16 protein-coding genes are annotated in these 17,124 nt (G+C 59.0%); 6 read left to right on the top strand and 10 right to left on the bottom strand.

The features are described from left to right. Positions 1-17: 17 nt before the first annotated feature. Together IVA91_RS22810 and IVA91_RS22805 are read right to left on the bottom strand one after the other, a co-directional pair. Positions 18-902, bottom strand: a complete 885-nt coding sequence (locus IVA91_RS22810; protein ID WP_247459144.1) for a fumarylacetoacetate hydrolase family protein — start codon at positions 900-902, stop codon at positions 18-20. 100 nt (positions 903-1,002) lie between these two features. Continuing rightward, positions 1,003-1,713, bottom strand: a complete 711-nt coding sequence (locus tag IVA91_RS22805) for a GntR family transcriptional regulator (protein WP_247459143.1) — start codon at positions 1,711-1,713, stop codon at positions 1,003-1,005. A 244-nt stretch (positions 1,714-1,957) separates the two neighbouring features. On the opposite strand from IVA91_RS22805, the gene IVA91_RS22800 reads away from it, so the two are divergent. Both IVA91_RS22800 and IVA91_RS22795 read left to right on the top strand, forming a co-directional pair. Further along, on the top strand, positions 1,958-2,629 hold the full coding sequence (locus IVA91_RS22800) for a 3-oxoacid CoA-transferase subunit A (RefSeq protein WP_247459142.1): 672 nt from the start codon (positions 1,958-1,960) through the stop codon (positions 2,627-2,629). Next, positions 2,617-3,288, top strand: a complete 672-nt coding sequence (locus IVA91_RS22795; RefSeq protein ID WP_346015517.1) for a 3-oxoacid CoA-transferase subunit B — start codon at positions 2,617-2,619, stop codon at positions 3,286-3,288. Before IVA91_RS22800 ends, IVA91_RS22795 begins: the two co-directional genes overlap by 13 nt. 516 nt (positions 3,289-3,804) lie before the next feature. On the opposite strand, the gene IVA91_RS22790 is transcribed toward IVA91_RS22795, so the two are convergent. From IVA91_RS22790 to IVA91_RS22755, 8 genes are all read right to left on the bottom strand, one after another. Next, the gene (locus IVA91_RS22790; RefSeq protein ID WP_247459140.1) at positions 3,805-4,554 is read right to left on the bottom strand and encodes a LuxR family transcriptional regulator; all 750 of its coding nucleotides are present in this window, start codon (positions 4,552-4,554) and stop codon (positions 3,805-3,807) included. Between the two features lie 265 nt (positions 4,555-4,819). Further along, the gene (locus tag IVA91_RS22785) at positions 4,820-5,608 is read right to left on the bottom strand and encodes a Crp/Fnr family transcriptional regulator (RefSeq protein ID WP_247459139.1); all 789 of its coding nucleotides are present in this window, start codon (positions 5,606-5,608) and stop codon (positions 4,820-4,822) included. Positions 5,609-5,859: 251 nt separating this feature from the next. Next, entirely contained in the window at positions 5,860-7,245 is a 1,386-nt protein-coding gene (locus tag IVA91_RS22780) for an MFS transporter (RefSeq protein WP_247459138.1), read from the bottom strand. A 256-nt stretch (positions 7,246-7,501) separates the two neighbouring features. Further along, complete coding sequence (locus IVA91_RS22775; protein WP_247459137.1) at positions 7,502-8,296, bottom strand: hypothetical protein; 795 nt, start codon at positions 8,294-8,296, stop codon at positions 7,502-7,504. 1 nt (position 8,297) lies between these two features. Continuing rightward, on the bottom strand, positions 8,298-9,413 hold the full coding sequence (locus IVA91_RS22770; protein ID WP_247459136.1) for an acyl-CoA dehydrogenase family protein: 1,116 nt from the start codon (positions 9,411-9,413) through the stop codon (positions 8,298-8,300). Between the two features lies 1 nt (position 9,414). Further along, positions 9,415-10,620, bottom strand: a complete 1,206-nt coding sequence (locus IVA91_RS22765) for an acyl-CoA dehydrogenase family protein (RefSeq protein ID WP_247459135.1) — start codon at positions 10,618-10,620, stop codon at positions 9,415-9,417. Positions 10,621-10,628: 8 nt separating this feature from the next. Next, the gene (locus IVA91_RS22760) at positions 10,629-11,381 is read right to left on the bottom strand and encodes an SDR family oxidoreductase (RefSeq protein ID WP_247459134.1); all 753 of its coding nucleotides are present in this window, start codon (positions 11,379-11,381) and stop codon (positions 10,629-10,631) included. Between the two features lie 41 nt (positions 11,382-11,422). Beyond that, a complete protein-coding gene (locus tag IVA91_RS22755; protein ID WP_247459133.1) occupies positions 11,423-12,979 on the bottom strand; it encodes an AMP-binding protein in 1,557 nt (518 codons plus the stop codon). 172 nt (positions 12,980-13,151) lie between these two features. Here IVA91_RS22755 and IVA91_RS22750 point away from each other — a divergent pair, with 172 nt between their 5' ends. The 4 genes from IVA91_RS22750 (at position 13,152) to IVA91_RS22735 (ending at position 16,803) form a co-directional block, all read left to right on the top strand. Beyond that, entirely contained in the window at positions 13,152-13,946 is a 795-nt protein-coding gene (locus IVA91_RS22750; protein WP_247459132.1) for an enoyl-CoA hydratase/isomerase family protein, read from the top strand. Positions 13,947-14,050: 104 nt separating this feature from the next. After that, the gene (locus IVA91_RS22745; protein ID WP_247459131.1) at positions 14,051-14,833 is read left to right on the top strand and encodes an IclR family transcriptional regulator; all 783 of its coding nucleotides are present in this window, start codon (positions 14,051-14,053) and stop codon (positions 14,831-14,833) included. 114 nt (positions 14,834-14,947) lie between these two features. Then, positions 14,948-15,694 carry an SDR family oxidoreductase gene (locus tag IVA91_RS22740; RefSeq protein ID WP_247459130.1) on the top strand — a complete coding sequence of 249 codons (747 nt, stop codon included), beginning with the start codon at positions 14,948-14,950 and terminating at the stop codon, positions 15,692-15,694. Between the two features lie 281 nt (positions 15,695-15,975). After that, positions 15,976-16,803 (top strand): acyl-CoA thioesterase domain-containing protein, encoded by an 828-nt coding sequence (locus tag IVA91_RS22735; RefSeq protein ID WP_247459129.1) that lies wholly within the window; start codon positions 15,976-15,978, stop codon positions 16,801-16,803. The last annotated feature ends 321 nt before the right edge of the window (positions 16,804-17,124 follow it).

Genomic DNA, 17,124 nt, shown 5'->3' with positions numbered 1-17,124 from the left:
CGCCCGCGACCTGGGATTCAAGCCGCGCGAGCTTGATCCTCTTCAGCAACGATCGGATTCGACAGCGTGCCGAGTTTTTCGATCATCACCTCGACGACGTCGCCCGGCTTCATCCAGACCGGCGGTTTTCTTGCGGCGCCGACGCCGGCGGGCGTTCCCATCACCAGCACATCGCCGGCTTCCAGCGTCATGCAGGCGGACAGCAGTTCGACTGTCTCCGCCACACCGAAAATCATGTCGCGCGTGTTGGCGCTCTGCATCACTGCGCCGTTGAGACGGGTCTCGATCTTCAGCCCCGACGCACCCGGCTGGATTTCGTCGCTGGTGATGAAGTCTGGGCCGAACGCTCCACTGGCATCGAAATTCTTGCCGACCGTCCATTGCGGCGTCCGCAGTTGATAGTCGCGGATGGAGGCGTCATTGAAGATCGAATAACCGGCAATGTAGTCGAGCGCGTCGTCGCGCTTCACGTGACGCGCGGTGCGACCTACGACCGCGACCAATTCTCCCTCGAAATCCAGCGCCGGCGACTGCAACGGCCGCACAATCGCTTGACCGTGGGCGACGAGCGAGGTGTTCGCGCGAAGAAAGATCACCGGGAAATCGGGGCGGGCCTGCTTCGATTCGGCGGCATGGTCCGCATAATTCAGGCCGAGGCACAGGATTTTTCCCGCTTGCGTAATCGGTGGAAGCAACCGAATTGCGCCTTCGGGGATCGGCTTGATTTGCGATGCATGGCCAAGAGCGTTCGCGATCCGCCTCATTGTCGGCGCGCCCAGCGCGAGCAGTGCCGGAAGGTTGTTCGGCAGCTCCGGCACAAGATCGGCCAGCGGCAGGATGCCTTCGGACGACCGAACGCCCAGCGCGGGTTGGGAACCATGTTCGTAGCTGACAAGTCGCATGACGCCTCACCAAGAAAATCGATGTTTTTGTTATACGCGACAAAATATCGATTTTCAAGCGCGATCAGCAACTGACGAAAGATCCCTATTTCCCAGGTACTCAAAGGGCCTCATGGCGGCGCGCGACCTGAGCGACAAGGGCCGTGGTGTGGGATATATGGGCGTTGGCCAGGCGGATCGCCTCTGCCACGTCGCGCCGCATCACTGCCTCCGCGATCGCCTTGTGCTCCTTCTGTACGTCACGGCTCACCTTCGAGCGTGCGGACAGGGCGCGATATCGCGCAGCCTGTTCGAACAGCATCGCGTCAAAATCGATCAGCCAGCGCGAGCCGCAGGCGGCGATGAGACTGGCGTGAAACGCGCGATGCCGTGTCTCCCACTCCGGATTGATCCGCTTCGGATCGTCTGCATCGCGCGGCGGCGTGCGCGACAGCCGATGCAACGCAACCACGATTGCTTCATCGGTTTCGCTACTGGCCCTGGCGATCGATTCACGCAGCGTGATCTCGTTAAGGAGACAGCGCGAGCGAGTCAGTTCCTCCAGTTGATCCGCTGAGACCGACGGAACACGGAAGCCGCGCTGGTCCGACTGCACAACCCACCCTTCCGCTGAGAGGCGATTGAGCGCCTCGCGCACGGGGCTCGCACCTGCGCCGTATTTGTCCCGAAGCGCGTCGATCGCCAGCTTTTCTCCCGGCATGAACACCGCAGAGATCAGGTCGCGACGCAGCCTTTCCTCGATGGTCGAGGCCAGCGTTGTCGCCCCCCGCGGCGTGGCTTCGATATGGACGACTGCTTTCTTCAGCGGCATCTGATCCTCAACATAACAGCGGGCCGATTTTTGAGTGGCGCCACGATCGAGAAAAGCTCGCGGGCCCACAACAGCTCAAACATCCAGAAAATCGACAAAAAAGTCAATGAAACCGAATCATCGGTTTTTCTTAAAAACGTAGTTCGATCGATATCTTCTCGCAACCTCCTTGAATATCGATATTGTTTTCTCTATGAGCGCCGGGGGCCGACTGCGTCGGCCAAGCTCGCTCGCAGGACGTGCAATGCTCGATCGCCGAATGAACACATACGGAGAGGCATTGAGTGGTCTCTTCCACGGGGCCACGATCTTGCTGGGTGGCTTCGGAGGCGCAGGCGTGGCGCTCGGCCTGATCCGCGCCGTCCTAGATTCGGGCGCCCGCGATCTTGTCGTCGTTTCCAACAACGCGGGTTCTTCCGAGGACGATCTCGCGCTTCTTCTTCGGAACGGACGCGTGGCAAAGGTTATCTGCTCGTTTCCGAGATCGAAGACGAATACGGTGTTCGCGGAGCTGCATCGGCAGGGAAAGGTCGCGCTCGAACTCGTACCTCAAGGGACCCTCATCGAACGGATTCGATGCGCGGGCGCCGGGCTGGGCGGGTTCTACACGCCGACCTCGGCCGGAACGCAGATCGGCGCTAACAAGGAATCCAGAATGTTGAACCGACGGGAGCACGTCCTCGAGCTTCCACTCGGCGGCGATTTCGCCCTTTTGCGCGCGTTGCGCGCTGATCGCCACGGAAACCTCGTCTACAACAAGAGTGCCCGCAACTTTCAGCCCATGATGGCGACCGCGGCGAAGATCACCGTCGCGGAGGTCGATGAACTCGTCGACGTCGGACAACTGGACCCGGAGGCGATAGTGACGCCAGGCATTTTCGTCAATCGTATCGTAACGCGGGGATCGCCATGGTGAGGCGGCTGTCGCGCGAGGAAATCGCGAGCCGGATCGCCAGGGAACTGCGCGATGGATCCTTCGTCAATCTCGGCATAGGGCTTCCCACGCTCGTGGCGGACCGCATTCCCGAGGGAATCGAAGTCGTCCTGCACAGCGAAAACGGCATTCTGAACATCGGACCTCGGCCGCCCGCGGGTGAGGAGGATTGGGACCTCGTCAACGCAGGCAAGGATCCGATTTCGCTGCTTCGTGGAGGATCGTTCTTCGATTCCAGCCTGAGCTTCATAATGATGCGCGGGGGACATCTCGATTGTTCGATCCTCGGGGCGTACCAAGTGTCCGACAAGGGCGATTTGGCGAACTGGTCAATGGGTGCAGGAGACGACTTGCCCGGCGTCGGCGGAGCCATGGATCTTGCCGTTGGCGCCCGCGAAATCTGGGTGATGATGGAGCACGTCACCAAGCAAGGTGCGCCTCGGATCGTCTCAGAATGCACTCTGCCGTTGACCGCGTTGGGCGTTGTGACCCGTATCTTCACCGATCTCGCCGTCCTCGACGTGACCTCGCGCGGTCTCCGCCTGCGGGAGATCGTCGAAGGACTAGATGCCCAAAGCCTGCAGGAACTCACGGCCGCGCCGATAGCCCTTGAAGGGAAGCAAAGGCCACTTCATCCCTAGAAATTCCGCCGAGCTTCCACCGCAACCGGCTTTGAATCAGGGGTCCGCTCAGACCCAGGAGGCAGCCCGACTCGCGAGTTGGACCTTTGGTAGGTAGTTCGGCAAATACCGCCGCTCGCCGGCGCCGAGGCTGGCTTGCGTGTTCTCGCCGAACGCGTCCATTCGTGCTGAATAATTGTTGATTTTCTTACGTCGTAAAACGGGCCTGATCGACCCCGGGGCATCTGGGCACGACAAGTAGCGCGGACGTTAGAGATGGCATGCTTCCATCGGCATCTGCCTGCCGACCTGAGCACTTCCGGGATCATAAATCGAACCGGGAAGCCGGACGAAAACAGAGCGATGACGTTCGCTGAGCGGGAAACTCGGCTTTCAGAGCCGGAGAGTAGCGCCACGACAGCTGGCTCCGCTGCCAAACCGGCTTGTCTGCTCCCCCAAACTCGGTCGTCACTCGGGGCGACCGTCTCAGTGATGCGTCGTGGGCGGTGCAGCGGGGAAATTTTAAGATCAAATGCATCACCCGCATCTAGGGGTGTTCGTCCTAATTTGCTTTTCTTTGTTAGCAGCGGCCAGGCGCGTCGCGGCTTGCACGATTGTCCGAACGCCTAGCTTTTCTTTCGCGTTCTCTAAGTAAGATGCGACCGTATTGCGGGAAATGCCGAGGATCCGTCCAATTTCCCATGCGCTTTTGCCTTCAGACGCCCATTCCAAGCATTCGAATTCACGAGGGGATAGTTCTATTCCATCAAGCGGGTGTCCGTTGAAGAGTTTACGCCGGACATGTGCGTGGAAGTACATGGCCATGAGTTGAAGTACGCGCGCGTCTGAATTCAAGCGATGTATCAGTGTCATGTCACGGTGATCGGCCGCAAAGGTCAATGCGGCAATCGGGCCGTGTCCGTCATGAATTGGAATCGTGAAGCCGAACCGAATCCCAAACTGAGACGCCTCATCGAAGACCCGCTGTTGAGCTTTTGAATGCCGTCGTTCTGGAAAGCCAATTCCCCATTGGAAAGGTTCGGGGCTTCGAAGCGCCTCCGAAATGACTGGATCAATTCGTTCGTAGTTATTTCTCAGGTAATGCGAAGTCCACTCTTGAGGGTACGTTGAGAATAAACGCGGCTTGGCGCCACTCTTGGGCAATGCCAAGTATGCAAAACAAGAAAGGTCCAACGCTTTCGCCGTAGTCGCGATAACTTTCGAAAAATCTGTCGGATCGTTGGCGTTCGACAAGAGGTCGATAAACAGTTGGAAGATGCGGTGCATTGTCATCATCTAAGGCGTTAAAAGAATTACGCTCGCATTCAGCTATTTTGGCGTCGATTGCTGTAAATCCTGCTTCATGACGAGACGTTGTGGCTGCGCCCCTTATTGCCCGCGCGCTCACGTCGGCCCACGTCGCGTGAGCGCCGAGTTTACCGCTTCCCGCGTCGCGATGGAGAGACTAGGGTCAGCCTTCTCGCCAATACTAACGAGTGCCAGCAGCGTGCCAACGCAGGCGGCGTGGATCATCCCAGTTGCTCACTCCTTGTTAGTTTGAAGGCGGGCCATTCCGCGTGGCATGCGGCACGACAACGTGCGCGTCATGCGACGGAGTTGTAACACGACCAAATTGCGGCTTGCTGTAGTACTCTCTCGTAAGAGTTTCGTAGCAGCCGCATGCTAGTCGGCCTAGCTCTTGACGATTCGCAATCTCCAGAACTCCGCGCGTCTTGCGGACTAGCCCTTGTTGATTGAACTCGATGAGGGCTTCTGTGACCCCCGCCCGCCGCAAGCCGAGAATGACCGAAAGTTGGTCATGCGTAACTGGCAGCACATTGCCATCCACAGCATCGCACGCCAAACAGAGCCAAGCCGCGAGACGCTCCTGGCGTCCGTGGTGTACGCAGCAGAGCGCCATTTGGGCAGTTTGGAAAATTAGGCTCTGCACGTACTTCAAGCTGTGCTCGCGGAGTTGCGGTCGCTCTCCCACCAGACGACGCAAATCGTCGACATGAATCCGCAACGCACTTCCCGAAAACAACACGACAGACTGGTGTATGGGCACATGCGTCCCGAGCAGAGCCGACACCCCTACCGCCCCCCAACGTCCGACTGTTGCCGTCTCCAGTATGTTTCCCGCAGCGACCGTTCGCATAGATATCAGGCCCGACTCCACGAAATGAACGTGTTCGCTCGGCCTCCTAGGCTCCTGAAGAACCATCCGCTGTTCAAGCACCACCCGCTGCAGGAAGGGTCGCATCTCGATGAGATCTTGAATGGGCAAACGACCCAGTATCGAATTTCCAACCAAAAGCTGCTTGCCAGCAAGCATTGTCATGCCCCCTCGGTAATCGTCTCCTATCTTTTCTTCTTTTTTGCAGCGTAGCGGGGCCGGGGCAGCCTAGGACGACATGCCTGAACGGCGATCGGCGACTAAGGGCTTACCAGCGACAGTTGATCTTCCTTTCGCAAACTCTTGGCGTCCGCAAACTACCTGAATTTCAATTCCGGCGCCTGCCCCCTACCTTGGGACGTAACTAGTTTGGCGGACCTGGCGCAATTGCCGCAGCACAATAGCGGAGTCGCACCTCATCCGGCGCGACCTTCCTCCATACCTTCGGCGTTAATCGCCGCGTGGATGGCGCGTCGTGCCAACGCAAGAATCCCGATGCTACAGGCGAGCGCGAACGTAACGGTCGCCGCCACCGAATACGCCAATCCGGCGGGAGGCGTGAACACTTTGTCACTCAGGATGCCGACCACCAGCGGGCCGAGCCCAATCCCAAAGAGGTTCGCGCAAAGGAGATAGATCGCCATCATGCGGCCACGCATCTGCGGAGCGGCCAGCAACTGCAGCGTCGGACCCGTAAGGCCAGCAAATGCCGAGTTCGCGGCAAAGCCGACAGCCAGCATCAGCCAAGCCAGCGTGCGATCGGGTATCGTGAAAGCGGCAAGAAGGAATGGCAGTTGCACAATACACGACCAAAACACAATCCTGACCGGCGCGTCACTCCTACCGCGCGCGCTGAGAAAGTCCGACAGGGCTCCCCCAGCGATCATTCCAAGCAAGCCGGGCAACATAACGATCAGACCTAGAGCCAACCCCACCTCTTTTGGTTGGAGACCATGAACCCGCATAAACAAGGCAGGTCCCCACAAGATCGGGGCGTAGCTAGCGACGGCAACGAGCGAGTAGCCTAAGAGTACAGATGCGAAGGCTGTGCGCCGCTTGTTGATATGCCCAAGGAGATCCTGCATCGATGGAGCAGAGGCAGAGGGATTGCGACGCGGAGCCTCGCGTACTGTTAGTACGATAAAGAGCGCCATGGGGAGTCCCAATGAGCCAACCACCAGCATGGCCAAGCGCCAACCACTGATGGCGCCAATATATGGGAGTTCAAGTGCGCTCTGGCTGGCGAACTGCACAACAATACCTCCGAACAACAATGCAAGCCCAGATCCGACAACGATGCCAGAACTATAGATGCTGGAGGCCAATCCGAATCGCTCTCGCGGAAAACGATCCCCGATGGTGGAAATCGCGGCCGGAGACAATGCGGCCTCGCCGACACCGACTGCTGCGCGCGTAGCGAGCAGTCCTGCGAATGCGCTCACGCCAGCGGTCGCGCTCGTCGCCGCACTCCAGCCAACCAAACCGTACAGAATTAGATTGCGCCGATTCATCCGGTCGGCAAGCGCCCCCAATGGCACCCCCAACACGGAATAGAACAGGACAAAACCGAAGCCAATCAAGGCGCCGATCTCCGTGTCCGTCAGACCGAATTCCGCTTTGATCGGACCGATCAGCAAGCTGATCAGGACACGGTCCAAGAAGGATAACATATATGTCAGCATGAGAACGAAGACGATGAAATAGGCGTAATGAAGCCGGTCAGTCTTCAGCGCCGGCGCCGGACGATCGACCCTAGCTTTATGCACTACTCGATCGCCCTCCGGTGGGTGTGCGTTGATCATAGGTCATCCTCTCCAAAAGGCTGCAAGCCCGTGCCCCGATCTGCGGCCGGCGCACGTGGCGCCGCCAACGCGTTTAACGTGGATCTAAAGGCTCTGTAGTTCGCGGTCCCGCGCGCGCGGTTGGGCCAGCTTCCGCGGCTCTCGGCCAGCGCAGTTCCATTTGACACGCGGCCGGCAACTTCAGGCAAGCGGCCGGCCCGGAGCGCTGAATTCAGCCGGTCCGTCCACAGCCGGCGGTCGAAATTCATCGACGGCATCACCGCTTCACCTCCAATCGCTTTGGTTCGGTTGCCTCAAGCTCAAAGGTCATACCCAAGGCACGCACCCACCCCTGCCCCCGTTGCAAGCCCAGAGCCGCGGCAGCTTCGATGCACTTCTGAACGTGGTCGCCGTGCACTTTGACACCTGTCATGCATTGAAAAGAGCCAGGTTGGCCTTCCGCAAATCGGATGGTGGCCGCGTCGAGAGCTAAGACGGGATCAGCGCCGGGAAGATCCTGTAGCTGCCGATCCAAGACCTTTGACCAGCGCGCTGCCAGATTGAACGGCGCTGCACTTTCCAGCTTCACTCCGCTCAACCCGTTCACGCGCCCATTGCGCACATGCGCTCGCCAATTCGATCCGGCCGGATGCCAACGGCCATCGTTTGGTATTCCGTCCGCATCGATCGAAAGGAGGACGCCTCCAACCGACTTCGGATGGATCTGCCGGAAACAGTAGGTGCCGTCGCGGCCCTCGCGCACGACTGTTGCCTGCGCAATGAGAAGATGATGCTCCCAGAAGCCGAAGTCGTCAGTGTCGAGAATCAGCATGTAGCCAGCATCGCCACCGACCCGTTCGAGATGTCGCCCCACGGGGGTTCCGTCGCGAAAGGGTGTCAACAGTTCGATGAACGCTGAGCCGAACGGCAAAACTGCATTTCGAAGGCCGTGCCGCGAGACATGAGGGTCGTCCCGTATGCTACATTCGACATCGAACAAGGCCGACAGCGTCGTGACGGCGGCGTTGATATCGCTGACGGCGATGCAGACCTGTCGAAGACCCAGGAACATGCTAAAGGCCGTTGTTCCTACGTGTCCAACGTCTCATCACGCGACGAAGGTGAGTGGTGCCGTCGCCGAGCAGCTTTTCCAGCATCAGTACCCGACGAAGGTAGTGGCCGACCGGATATTCGCTTGTCATGCCTATGCCACCATGCTGATGCACGCACTCTCCACAGACGTATCGGGCGACCTCCATGATCTTCACCTTTGCTGCCGACACTCCGAACGAAGCCTGAGAGGGATCGGAAAGGGCTGAAAGACCGTAAAGCAGCATTGACCGTGCCCGGTCTGCCTGGACGAATAGGTTGCCCAAGCGGTGTTGCGTGATTTGAAATTCGGCCAGCGTCTTGCCGAATTGGCTGCGCACCTTCACGTAGTCGATCGTTGTGGCGAGCGCCCCGGATATGCAGCCCACGGCTTCAGCACAGATGGCCACGGTGGCGTGATCGAGCATTCGCTGGAGGACGGCGATGGCAGCGTCTCCAAAAGCGATCAACTCTGCGGGTGTCCGGTCAAGTGTGAGATCGGCAGACCGGTGATCGTCAAAAGTGCTGTAACTGCGCACCGACAACGCCGGAGAACCCGCCTCGACCCAAAACAAACAGAGCTGGTCTAGGACCGATGCGGACACAATGAATGCATCTGCTGCGCCCCCGAGCACAAGCCGCTTCGAGCCCGACACCGTCCAGCCCTCGTCTGAGCCCACGGCCCAAGCCGCCGGCACAAAGAAATTGAAGTGACTGGCCGGCTCTGAAAGAGCGATACTAACCCGCAACGCTCCGGACGCGATCTCCTTCATCTTGCTGGCAGCGAACGGAATTTGGTCTGAAACGTCCGCAAGCACGCGAGTCGCCGCGACCGCAGTGGCGATGTACGGCTCCGTCACTAAACCGCGTCCCAACTCCTCGACGATCAGCGCGGTCTCAACTTCGCCGGCGCCAACGCCGCCCGCTGCCTCGGGGATATTCAGCCCGAGCCACCCGAGCGAGGCCAAGTCTTGCCAGATCGACTCCGCTCCTTTTGTTCCTAGCAACTTGGCACGGCGCTCGAAGCTGTGACTCTCCTTGATGTAGCGGCGCGCGCTATCTCGAAGCATGACCTGCATTTCGTCAAGCTGAAGATCCATGTCAGTCGATTCCGCCCGAGATACTGCTCCAGATGATTTGGCGCTGAATATCGTTACTGCCGCCAAATATCGTCGATGCGCGCCAGTAGAGATACTGAGTGGTCAAGCCCGGAGCGTCAGGTAAGGCGTCAGCCGTACTCTCCGCATAGTCCGGCTCCCAAGGAGGTGAATAAAGCGGCATGGATTCCTGACCCACCACCTCCATCAGCATCTGTGAGCAGGCGAGCAGCAATTCCGAGCCCACGATCTTTAGCGAAGATGCGGCCGCCATTTGGATTCCACCGGCCTGGCTCTTGTCGGAAAGCACGCGCAATACCGACCAGCGCAGCGCCTCAACGTCCATCCAAAGCATTGCGTAGCGAGCGAGAAACTCTTCCGTCAGGATGACCTGCCCGGTTCGTGCCTCCTCTTCGTCGGCGATTTTGAGGATGCGGCCACAATAGCGGATTAGGTCGGGAAGGTGCGCGTTATAGGTGCGCTCGTTTTCTAAAAGGAACTTAGCATAGGTCCAACCACGGTTCGGCTCGCCGATCAACTCATCAATCGGGACCCGAACGTCATCGAGGAAAATTTCATTGACGGTATGCTGCCCATCAATGGTGCGTATTGGGCGCACAGTGACACCAGGCAGGCGCATGTCGACCATGATCATGGAGAGCCCCGCCTGAGGCTTGGCGGCGGGGTCGGTGCGACATAGACAGAGAAGTACGTCTGACTCGTGTGCCCCTGTAGTCCAAACCTTCTGGCCATTGATGACCCAATACTCACCCTGTCGCTCTGCGCGGGTGCGGAGCGCGGCCAAGTCGGATCCGGCCAGAGGCTCAGAGAAGCCTTGGGCACAGTATATGTCGCCGTTCCGCAGCCCTGGCAGATAGCGCGCTTTCATCTCGGAGCTGCCAAACCGAGCGATCACCGGTCCTACCATGATCTGGCTCGCACCGGGTTCAGGAGCATCCGCAAGGCCGCACTCGAGCTCCCAGATATGATGCTGCATCGGAGACCATGCGCAGCCGCCGTGTTCGACCGGCCAACGAGGTACACCCCAGCCCTTGGCGCTTGTTAATCGCTGCCAAATGGTCTGATCGGCGCGCCGGTCATGGAAGCCCCGCCCCTTCCGTTTGGCGACCTCTGGAGGTAGCGCTTCGGCGATGAAGTGGCGGACGTCCTGCTGGAACCCGTGGTCTTCTGGAGTGAGCTTAAAATCCATGCCAGTTCTCAGTTGAAGACGCGACCACCGTTGACCAGGAGCGTCTGTCCGGTGATGAAGCGCGCCTTCTCGCTGGCGAAGAAGCCGACGGCGTTCGCAATGTCCTCCGGATCGTTCATCCGCCCCATGGGAATCTGCTTCAGGGCGGATTCCACGAACTCCTTCGGGATGCGCTCCGTAGCCCGCGTCTTGGTGCCTCCAGGCAGAACCGCATTGACCGTGACCTGGAAGGGCCCAACTTCACGAGCCAGCGAGCGCGTGAACCCGATCACCCCGGCTTTAGCGGCCGCATAATCGGCGATTGTTGCGTCGCCAGTGATTGCGGCCTCAGATGAGATGTTAACGATCCTGCCGGATCGGCGTTCGCGCATGCCTCCGACAACCTGGCGAGTGCAGTTAAGCGTCGTCATCAGCGACACGTCGATAACAAACTTCCAGACGTCTGGCGTCGACTGCCAGAACTCGCTGATCCGCTCGCGCCCCGTCTGCCCGACATTGTTGATAAGAATATCGACGCGCTGCTGATCCGCGTGAATACGCGCGAACGTCTTCTCCACCAGAGCGTAATCGGTCAGGTCAAGCTGGTATGGCGTCACCTTTCGGCCAACCGCGGCAATTTCGGCTGCAATCTGACGGAGCGGCCCTTCCTCGAGATCGAGAACCACCAAATCCGCGCCGTTCTGCGCCATGTGCAATGCGCATGCTCTTCCGATTCCGTTTGCAGCGCCGGTAACTACTGCAACGCGTCCTTCGAACTCCATCAGTCGTCCCTCGTCATGCGCGGAGGCCAGGCCCCCAAGGATTATTTTGCTGTACGGCCACGAACCGTCGCGCGGATTGCAACCTTGTTGATCTTGCCATTAGGCAACCTCGGGAGCGCGGAGACGAACTCGATGGTTTTAGGAAGTTTGTAGCGCGCTAGAGCTGCGGATGCCCGAGCCATCAAGGCGGCTTCAGTCGCCGTGGCTCCTGGCTTGAGCGCGACGACCGCATGCACCGCCTCGCCCCAATGTGGATGAGAAACCCCAATCACCGCGATGTCCTGAACGGCCGGATGATTGAGAAACGCATCCTCCACCTCGCGACTGTAGATGTTCTCTCCCCCGGAGATGATCATGTCCTTCTTTCGGTCGACGAGATAGAGAAAGCCCTCGGCGTCCATCGTCCCGAGGTCGCCAGTGTGATACCAACCACTTCGAAGAGCTTCAGCTGTTGCAACGGAGTCATTCCAATAACCAGAAAATACAGCCGGACTGCGGATGCAGATCTCGCCCACAAGGTCCGAGTCACAGACGTTTCCCTCGTCATCCTTGATGCAAATGTCGACGCCCGGATAGCTCTGCCCGACCGACTGCAGCCGCTTTCGCGAGCGCTCGCTATCGTCGGCTGGATGCTGGTGGGGGTGGAGCGCGGTGTTGGCAGCACCTTCCGTGCTGCCGTAGCAGTTAAGGAAGATCGGCCCCAGCATTGAGATGCCGCGCTGCAATGTCGGCAGGGGCATCGGAGCAGCAGCGTAGCAGAAGATGCGCAGACTCGAGAGATCGAAACGCTCAATACCGGGAACGGCCAGAACGTCGGCGACCATGGTAGGCGCCATATGTATGACGTCCACGCGCTCGCGTTCGATAGATCGAAGTGTCTCGACCGGGTCGAAAGCTCGATGCAGGACGACGGTACCTCCGGCCCAATGCTGTGCCCTTGACTCTCCCTGTCCCCCCACATGAAACAGCGGCATCGCGATGAGGGTTGTGCCGCCAGGCCGCATCTGCAGCCCCGCAGCGGATTTTTCCGCATTGAAGAGCTCGGCGGCATGCGTACGGTAGACGCCTTTGGGTCGGCCGGTTGTCCCACTCGTATGGAAGATGTCGATGATATCGTCTGAGTGAGACCGGCACGGAGCTCCGTCACTGTCGCCCCCGGCTAAGAACTCCTTGTATCCAGCTACTCCGTCGCTAGCTCCCCCAAAGGAGACGAAGACTTCGATAAACGGGAGCGCCGCTCGCAGTTCTGTTACAACTCCGAGGTATTGCTGCTCGAAAAAGAGCACTTTCGGTCGGACATTATCGAGGATGTAGCGGATCTCAGGTCCGGCCAAACGGAAGTTGACTGGTGCCGCGATGAAGCCCGCGAGGTGGCAAGCCGCCAGCATCTCGAACCATTCGCCGCTGTTCATCGACAGGATGGCAATGCGATCCTGCCGGCGCACTCCGGAGCGGTATAGCGCCGATGAAAGACGTTCGGCGCGCCCGTAAAGCTCGCCGTAAGTTACCCGAGCATCACCGTAAACGTAGGCGACCTGCTGCGGAATACGGTGAGCCTGAGCTTTCCAGAGGTCTCCCACGGAAGCAAACGAACTCACGCGACAACCCTCGAAGCAGCGCTGGCGAGCGCTTCTCGAAAACACCTTCCGCTAAGCATTTCGTCCCTCGTTTATACACTATAGGTGTATGCATTCACCACTGACAAATATCGCCTCGCACCTAGGTTGTCAATCGCAAGAATAAAGCGGCTCTCGCCGCGGGGAGAGATCGATGATTCCGCATAAATTCAAAGACATAGCCCTGGAACAGCGAGGGAAGGTCCTTTTCGCTACGCTCAACCGGCCGGACGTCCGAAATGCCGTTAGCGCAAGTCTCGATGACGAGCTGTTTCAGCTTTTCTCGGGCTTGGACGCAGATGAAAACACCAACGTGCTCGTCCTTACGGGCGCTGGTGATTGCTTTTGTGCCGGTGGGGATTTTGCGGAGATGCTGCCTAACCGAGGGAACATGGCTTATGGCCACCAGGTCGCGGCGGCGGGAAAGCGGCTGTTGACGGCGATGCTCGACTGCCAGAAGCCCGTCATCGCGCGAGTTAATGGCGACGCGCTTGGGCTCGGGTGCACGCTCGCGCTGTTCTGCGATATCATTATCGCCGACTCAAAAGCGCGGCTTTCCGATCAGCACGTGAAGATAGGTCTGGCGGCGGGTGACGGCGGTGCAGCGATTTGGCCGCAACTTGTGGGGTATGCACGAGCGAAGCAGTACCTGCTAACCGGAGACTCCATTTCGGCGGATGAAGCGGAACGCATGGGCCTAATCAACTTCTCGGTACCCACCGATCAGCTCGATGAGTTGGTAAAAAAATGGTCTGAGAAGTTTGCCAATGGCGCAAGCTGGGCTACGCGAATGTCTAAGCTCATCGTGAATTCCTCCCTGAAGCATGCCTTTGTGCAGTCCGTGGACGTCGGCTTCGGGCATGAGACGTTAACGGCACTGACTTCTGATCACGCCGAGGCTATCGAAGCCTTCTTGGAAAAGCGACGCCCGCAATTCAGCGGCCGTTGATGTCCTTTGGCGCGCAACGGCGGAGAGCTTTGCAAGAGCAGAGCTCCATCTTGCCCCCGCATATCAAAGTCCCTAAGGGTGGCAGATGGAACTGCGGAGCATCGATGAGCGAGAAGGACGCAAAGCCCGCCGGCGCAGGCTCGAGGCAGAAGGGTGTTCAGTCCGTTGAGGTCACCGCGAGGGTGCTTGAAGTCTTCCGACAAGCCTCGGGGCCTTTGGCACTGTCCGTGATCGCTCGCCTGAGCGGCTTTTCCCCGAGCCAGACGCATGCGCATCTTGTCAGCCTAGCCCGCGCCGGCTTTGTCGAGCAGCGCAAGGCGAGTGGACTTTACGACCTCGGACCGTTTTCGCGTAGCCTCGGTTTGGCGGCGCTAGCCCGGCTCGATCGTTTCGAAATCATGCGAGACGTAGCGGAGACCTTAAATCGCGAAACGGGATTAACCGTTGCGGTAAACGTCTGGTCCGACAATGGCCCGTTCGTCGCGCTCTGGCTTAAGAGTTCGCCTCCCTTATCGACGAACATTAACGTCGGATCTTTCACGCCGATGACCTTCTCGGCTGCCGGGATCATCTTCTACGGCCGCATGCCGAAGGAAATCGTAGAGGCGCAATTCGAACGCGAACAAGCCTCCAGCAGTCGCCCGCTGGACCGCCGAACGATTGAGGAGGCGTCCGCGAAATCGCGGAAGAAGGGATATGCCGTGATGGCCGACACTCTTTTTCCCGGCATCCGGATCGCCGCAGCGCCGCTGCTACGACACGACGGAGAACTCGTTGCGGTCGTTTCGCTCATAGGATCGGCAATGCCCTTCCAGCGAGGGATCACCGATAAGGATATAGAAATCCTTCTCAAGACGGTGGCCGAGGCGACAATCATCGACGGCTAGCCTGTGTCTCCCTCGTAGGTGCTCGAGTTGGCTTCGATAAGCGACGTTTCAGAATGGAATTGGGCGAGGTCAAATTGAACGTCAGATGTGACCATAGAATGTGAGGATCAAAATATGAAGGATATGAATCATCGGCTTTGCGGGCGACGAATACTCATCACCGGAGCCGGCTCGGGCATCGGAAAAGCGACCGCTGAACTGTTCGCCCGAGAGGGCGCGGCGCTGGCGTTGCTCGACGTCAATGATGAAGCCGCAAAGTCGCTCGCTGCAACCCTGACGGCTCACGCCTTCGCTGTCGACGTCACGAGCGAAGACGGCGTCCGCACGGCGGTGCGGGCCGCGGCCGCCGCGCTGGGTGGCCTCGATGGCATCGCCAACGTAGCCGGTATAGCGATTTCCTCACCTTTTGCGAAGACGACCCTACGCGACTGGAATCGTGTCATCGACGTAAACATCACCGGTCCATTCCTGGTCTGCCGGGAGGCGCTGCCATTCCTCGAGCAAAACGAGATGGCGACCATCGTCAACGTGGCCTCAAGTCAGGCGCTAGTACCCGCCACCCTAAACATCAGTTCCTACGTCGCGTCCAAGGCCGCACTTATCGCGTTCTCTAAGGCGCTGGCCTATGAATACGGGCCGAAGATCAGGGTAAACGCGGTTTGCCCAGGCGCAGTGGATACGCCGATCCTTCCGGTCGCTTTGCGTGAAGCCGCCCGCGATCCGACCCGATCTCCCTACGCTCTGAAGCGCGTGGCCGATGCCATCGAAATCGCCAGCGCCATGCTGTTCCTTACCAGCAACGAATCCTCCTACATTACAGGCAGCGCGCTCGCGGTCGACGGCGGGCGGACCTACCACTAAGTTGGTAATCTGGTTTACGACGTCCCCCGCTCGTCATAGACGTTCTGAGCCCAGTCTGCGTCATCGGTTGGAGGTGACTATCCTCGGCCCTTGGCCGAGCTTCCGCCTCGCGGGCGCTCTTCCTGCTCCCGCCGACCCGGCGCTCATATGTGGGTTGATATTGCAGGGTGGTATTTCGCTGCGCCCAGCGCAATTCGTTGATCGTTGGCTAGTCCCATGTCATTGGCATGGATCCTGGACACTCTGGTCAGGCAACGCCAAGAACAGTAAGGATTGAGTCTGTGGCCAGACCACAAGCGGAAGGCATGGTGCACATCTCGGAGTTGCTGCAGCTGAAACCGATATCTGATGACATCTTCGTAGGTGTGTGTCACGCAGCAAGAGTCGGGCAGGCCAACGGCGGACAAATCACCGCTCATTCGGTGCTGGCAGCGGGTTATACCGTCGACGTGGAGGACCTGCACTCGCTGCATTGCTATTTCCTGCGGCCGGGTCGGCCCGAGCATCCTATCGAGTATCGCGTTAAGCGCGTCAGGGATGGGCGCAACTTTGCATCACGACAGGTCGACGCGTGGCAGTCCGATAAATCGATCTGCACGATGATCTGCTCGTTTCAGCGCCCCACGTCGGGAAGGGATTTTCAGACCGAAAACCCCGCTCTTGAGGAGAACTCCCTTACGCCGCCGGATGAATGCCAGCCTTCCGTAAGCCTCCTCAAGCGATTTTCGCTTGCCGAAAAGATCCTCGACATTCGGGAGATCGTCAAAGACCGTGCAAGGGCATCCCAATCGCTTTGGGTTCGCGTTCGAGAGGAATTGAGCCATTCCTCACTAACGCACGCAGCTGCGTTGGCTTACCTTTCGGACCTGGATCTCGGTGCATTGCCATTTTTATCGGCCCCCGATTCCCCCGAAGACGCGGCCTCCCTGGATCACAGCTTGCGAGTTCATCGCCGTGTACGCGCGGACGAATGGCTACAAGTCCTTCAATGCAGTCCGGTGGTTAGCTCCTCTAGAGCGTTTACCACTGCGGAGTTTTCCGATCGGAACGGCCGGCGAGTGGCCTCCGCCTCCCAGGAGTTGCTGATACTCCCGCCCCGCACCGCTTAAGCGTAGGAAACGAAACCACGAATATCGGCACGTCGGCTTGGCTGGAGTTCAATGTGAGCGACGCGTTTGCTGGTAAGATTTTGGTGTCGACCTCCATAGGATTTTCGCCGCTTCGTGTAAACGTTGTCAAACGCCATCCGGAACTGCCCCCTTTGCGTCATGAAGAACTGCCCCCACCATCGCGATTATGATCTCGGTTGAAGGTTGTTTCCGCCGGTGGCGGGCCGGAGGGAGGCGGAGCCGACCGGAGGGCCGTCACCGGCGGTGGGCGTCTTGATGAGGCCGCTCTTGCGCTTGGCGCGGAGCCGATAGCTGTCGCCT

Source organism: Bradyrhizobium sp. 153, assembly GCF_023073835.1.
Classification (GTDB): domain Bacteria; phylum Pseudomonadota; class Alphaproteobacteria; order Rhizobiales; family Xanthobacteraceae; genus Bradyrhizobium.
This window is presented reverse-complemented; position numbering and strand designations above follow the sequence as displayed.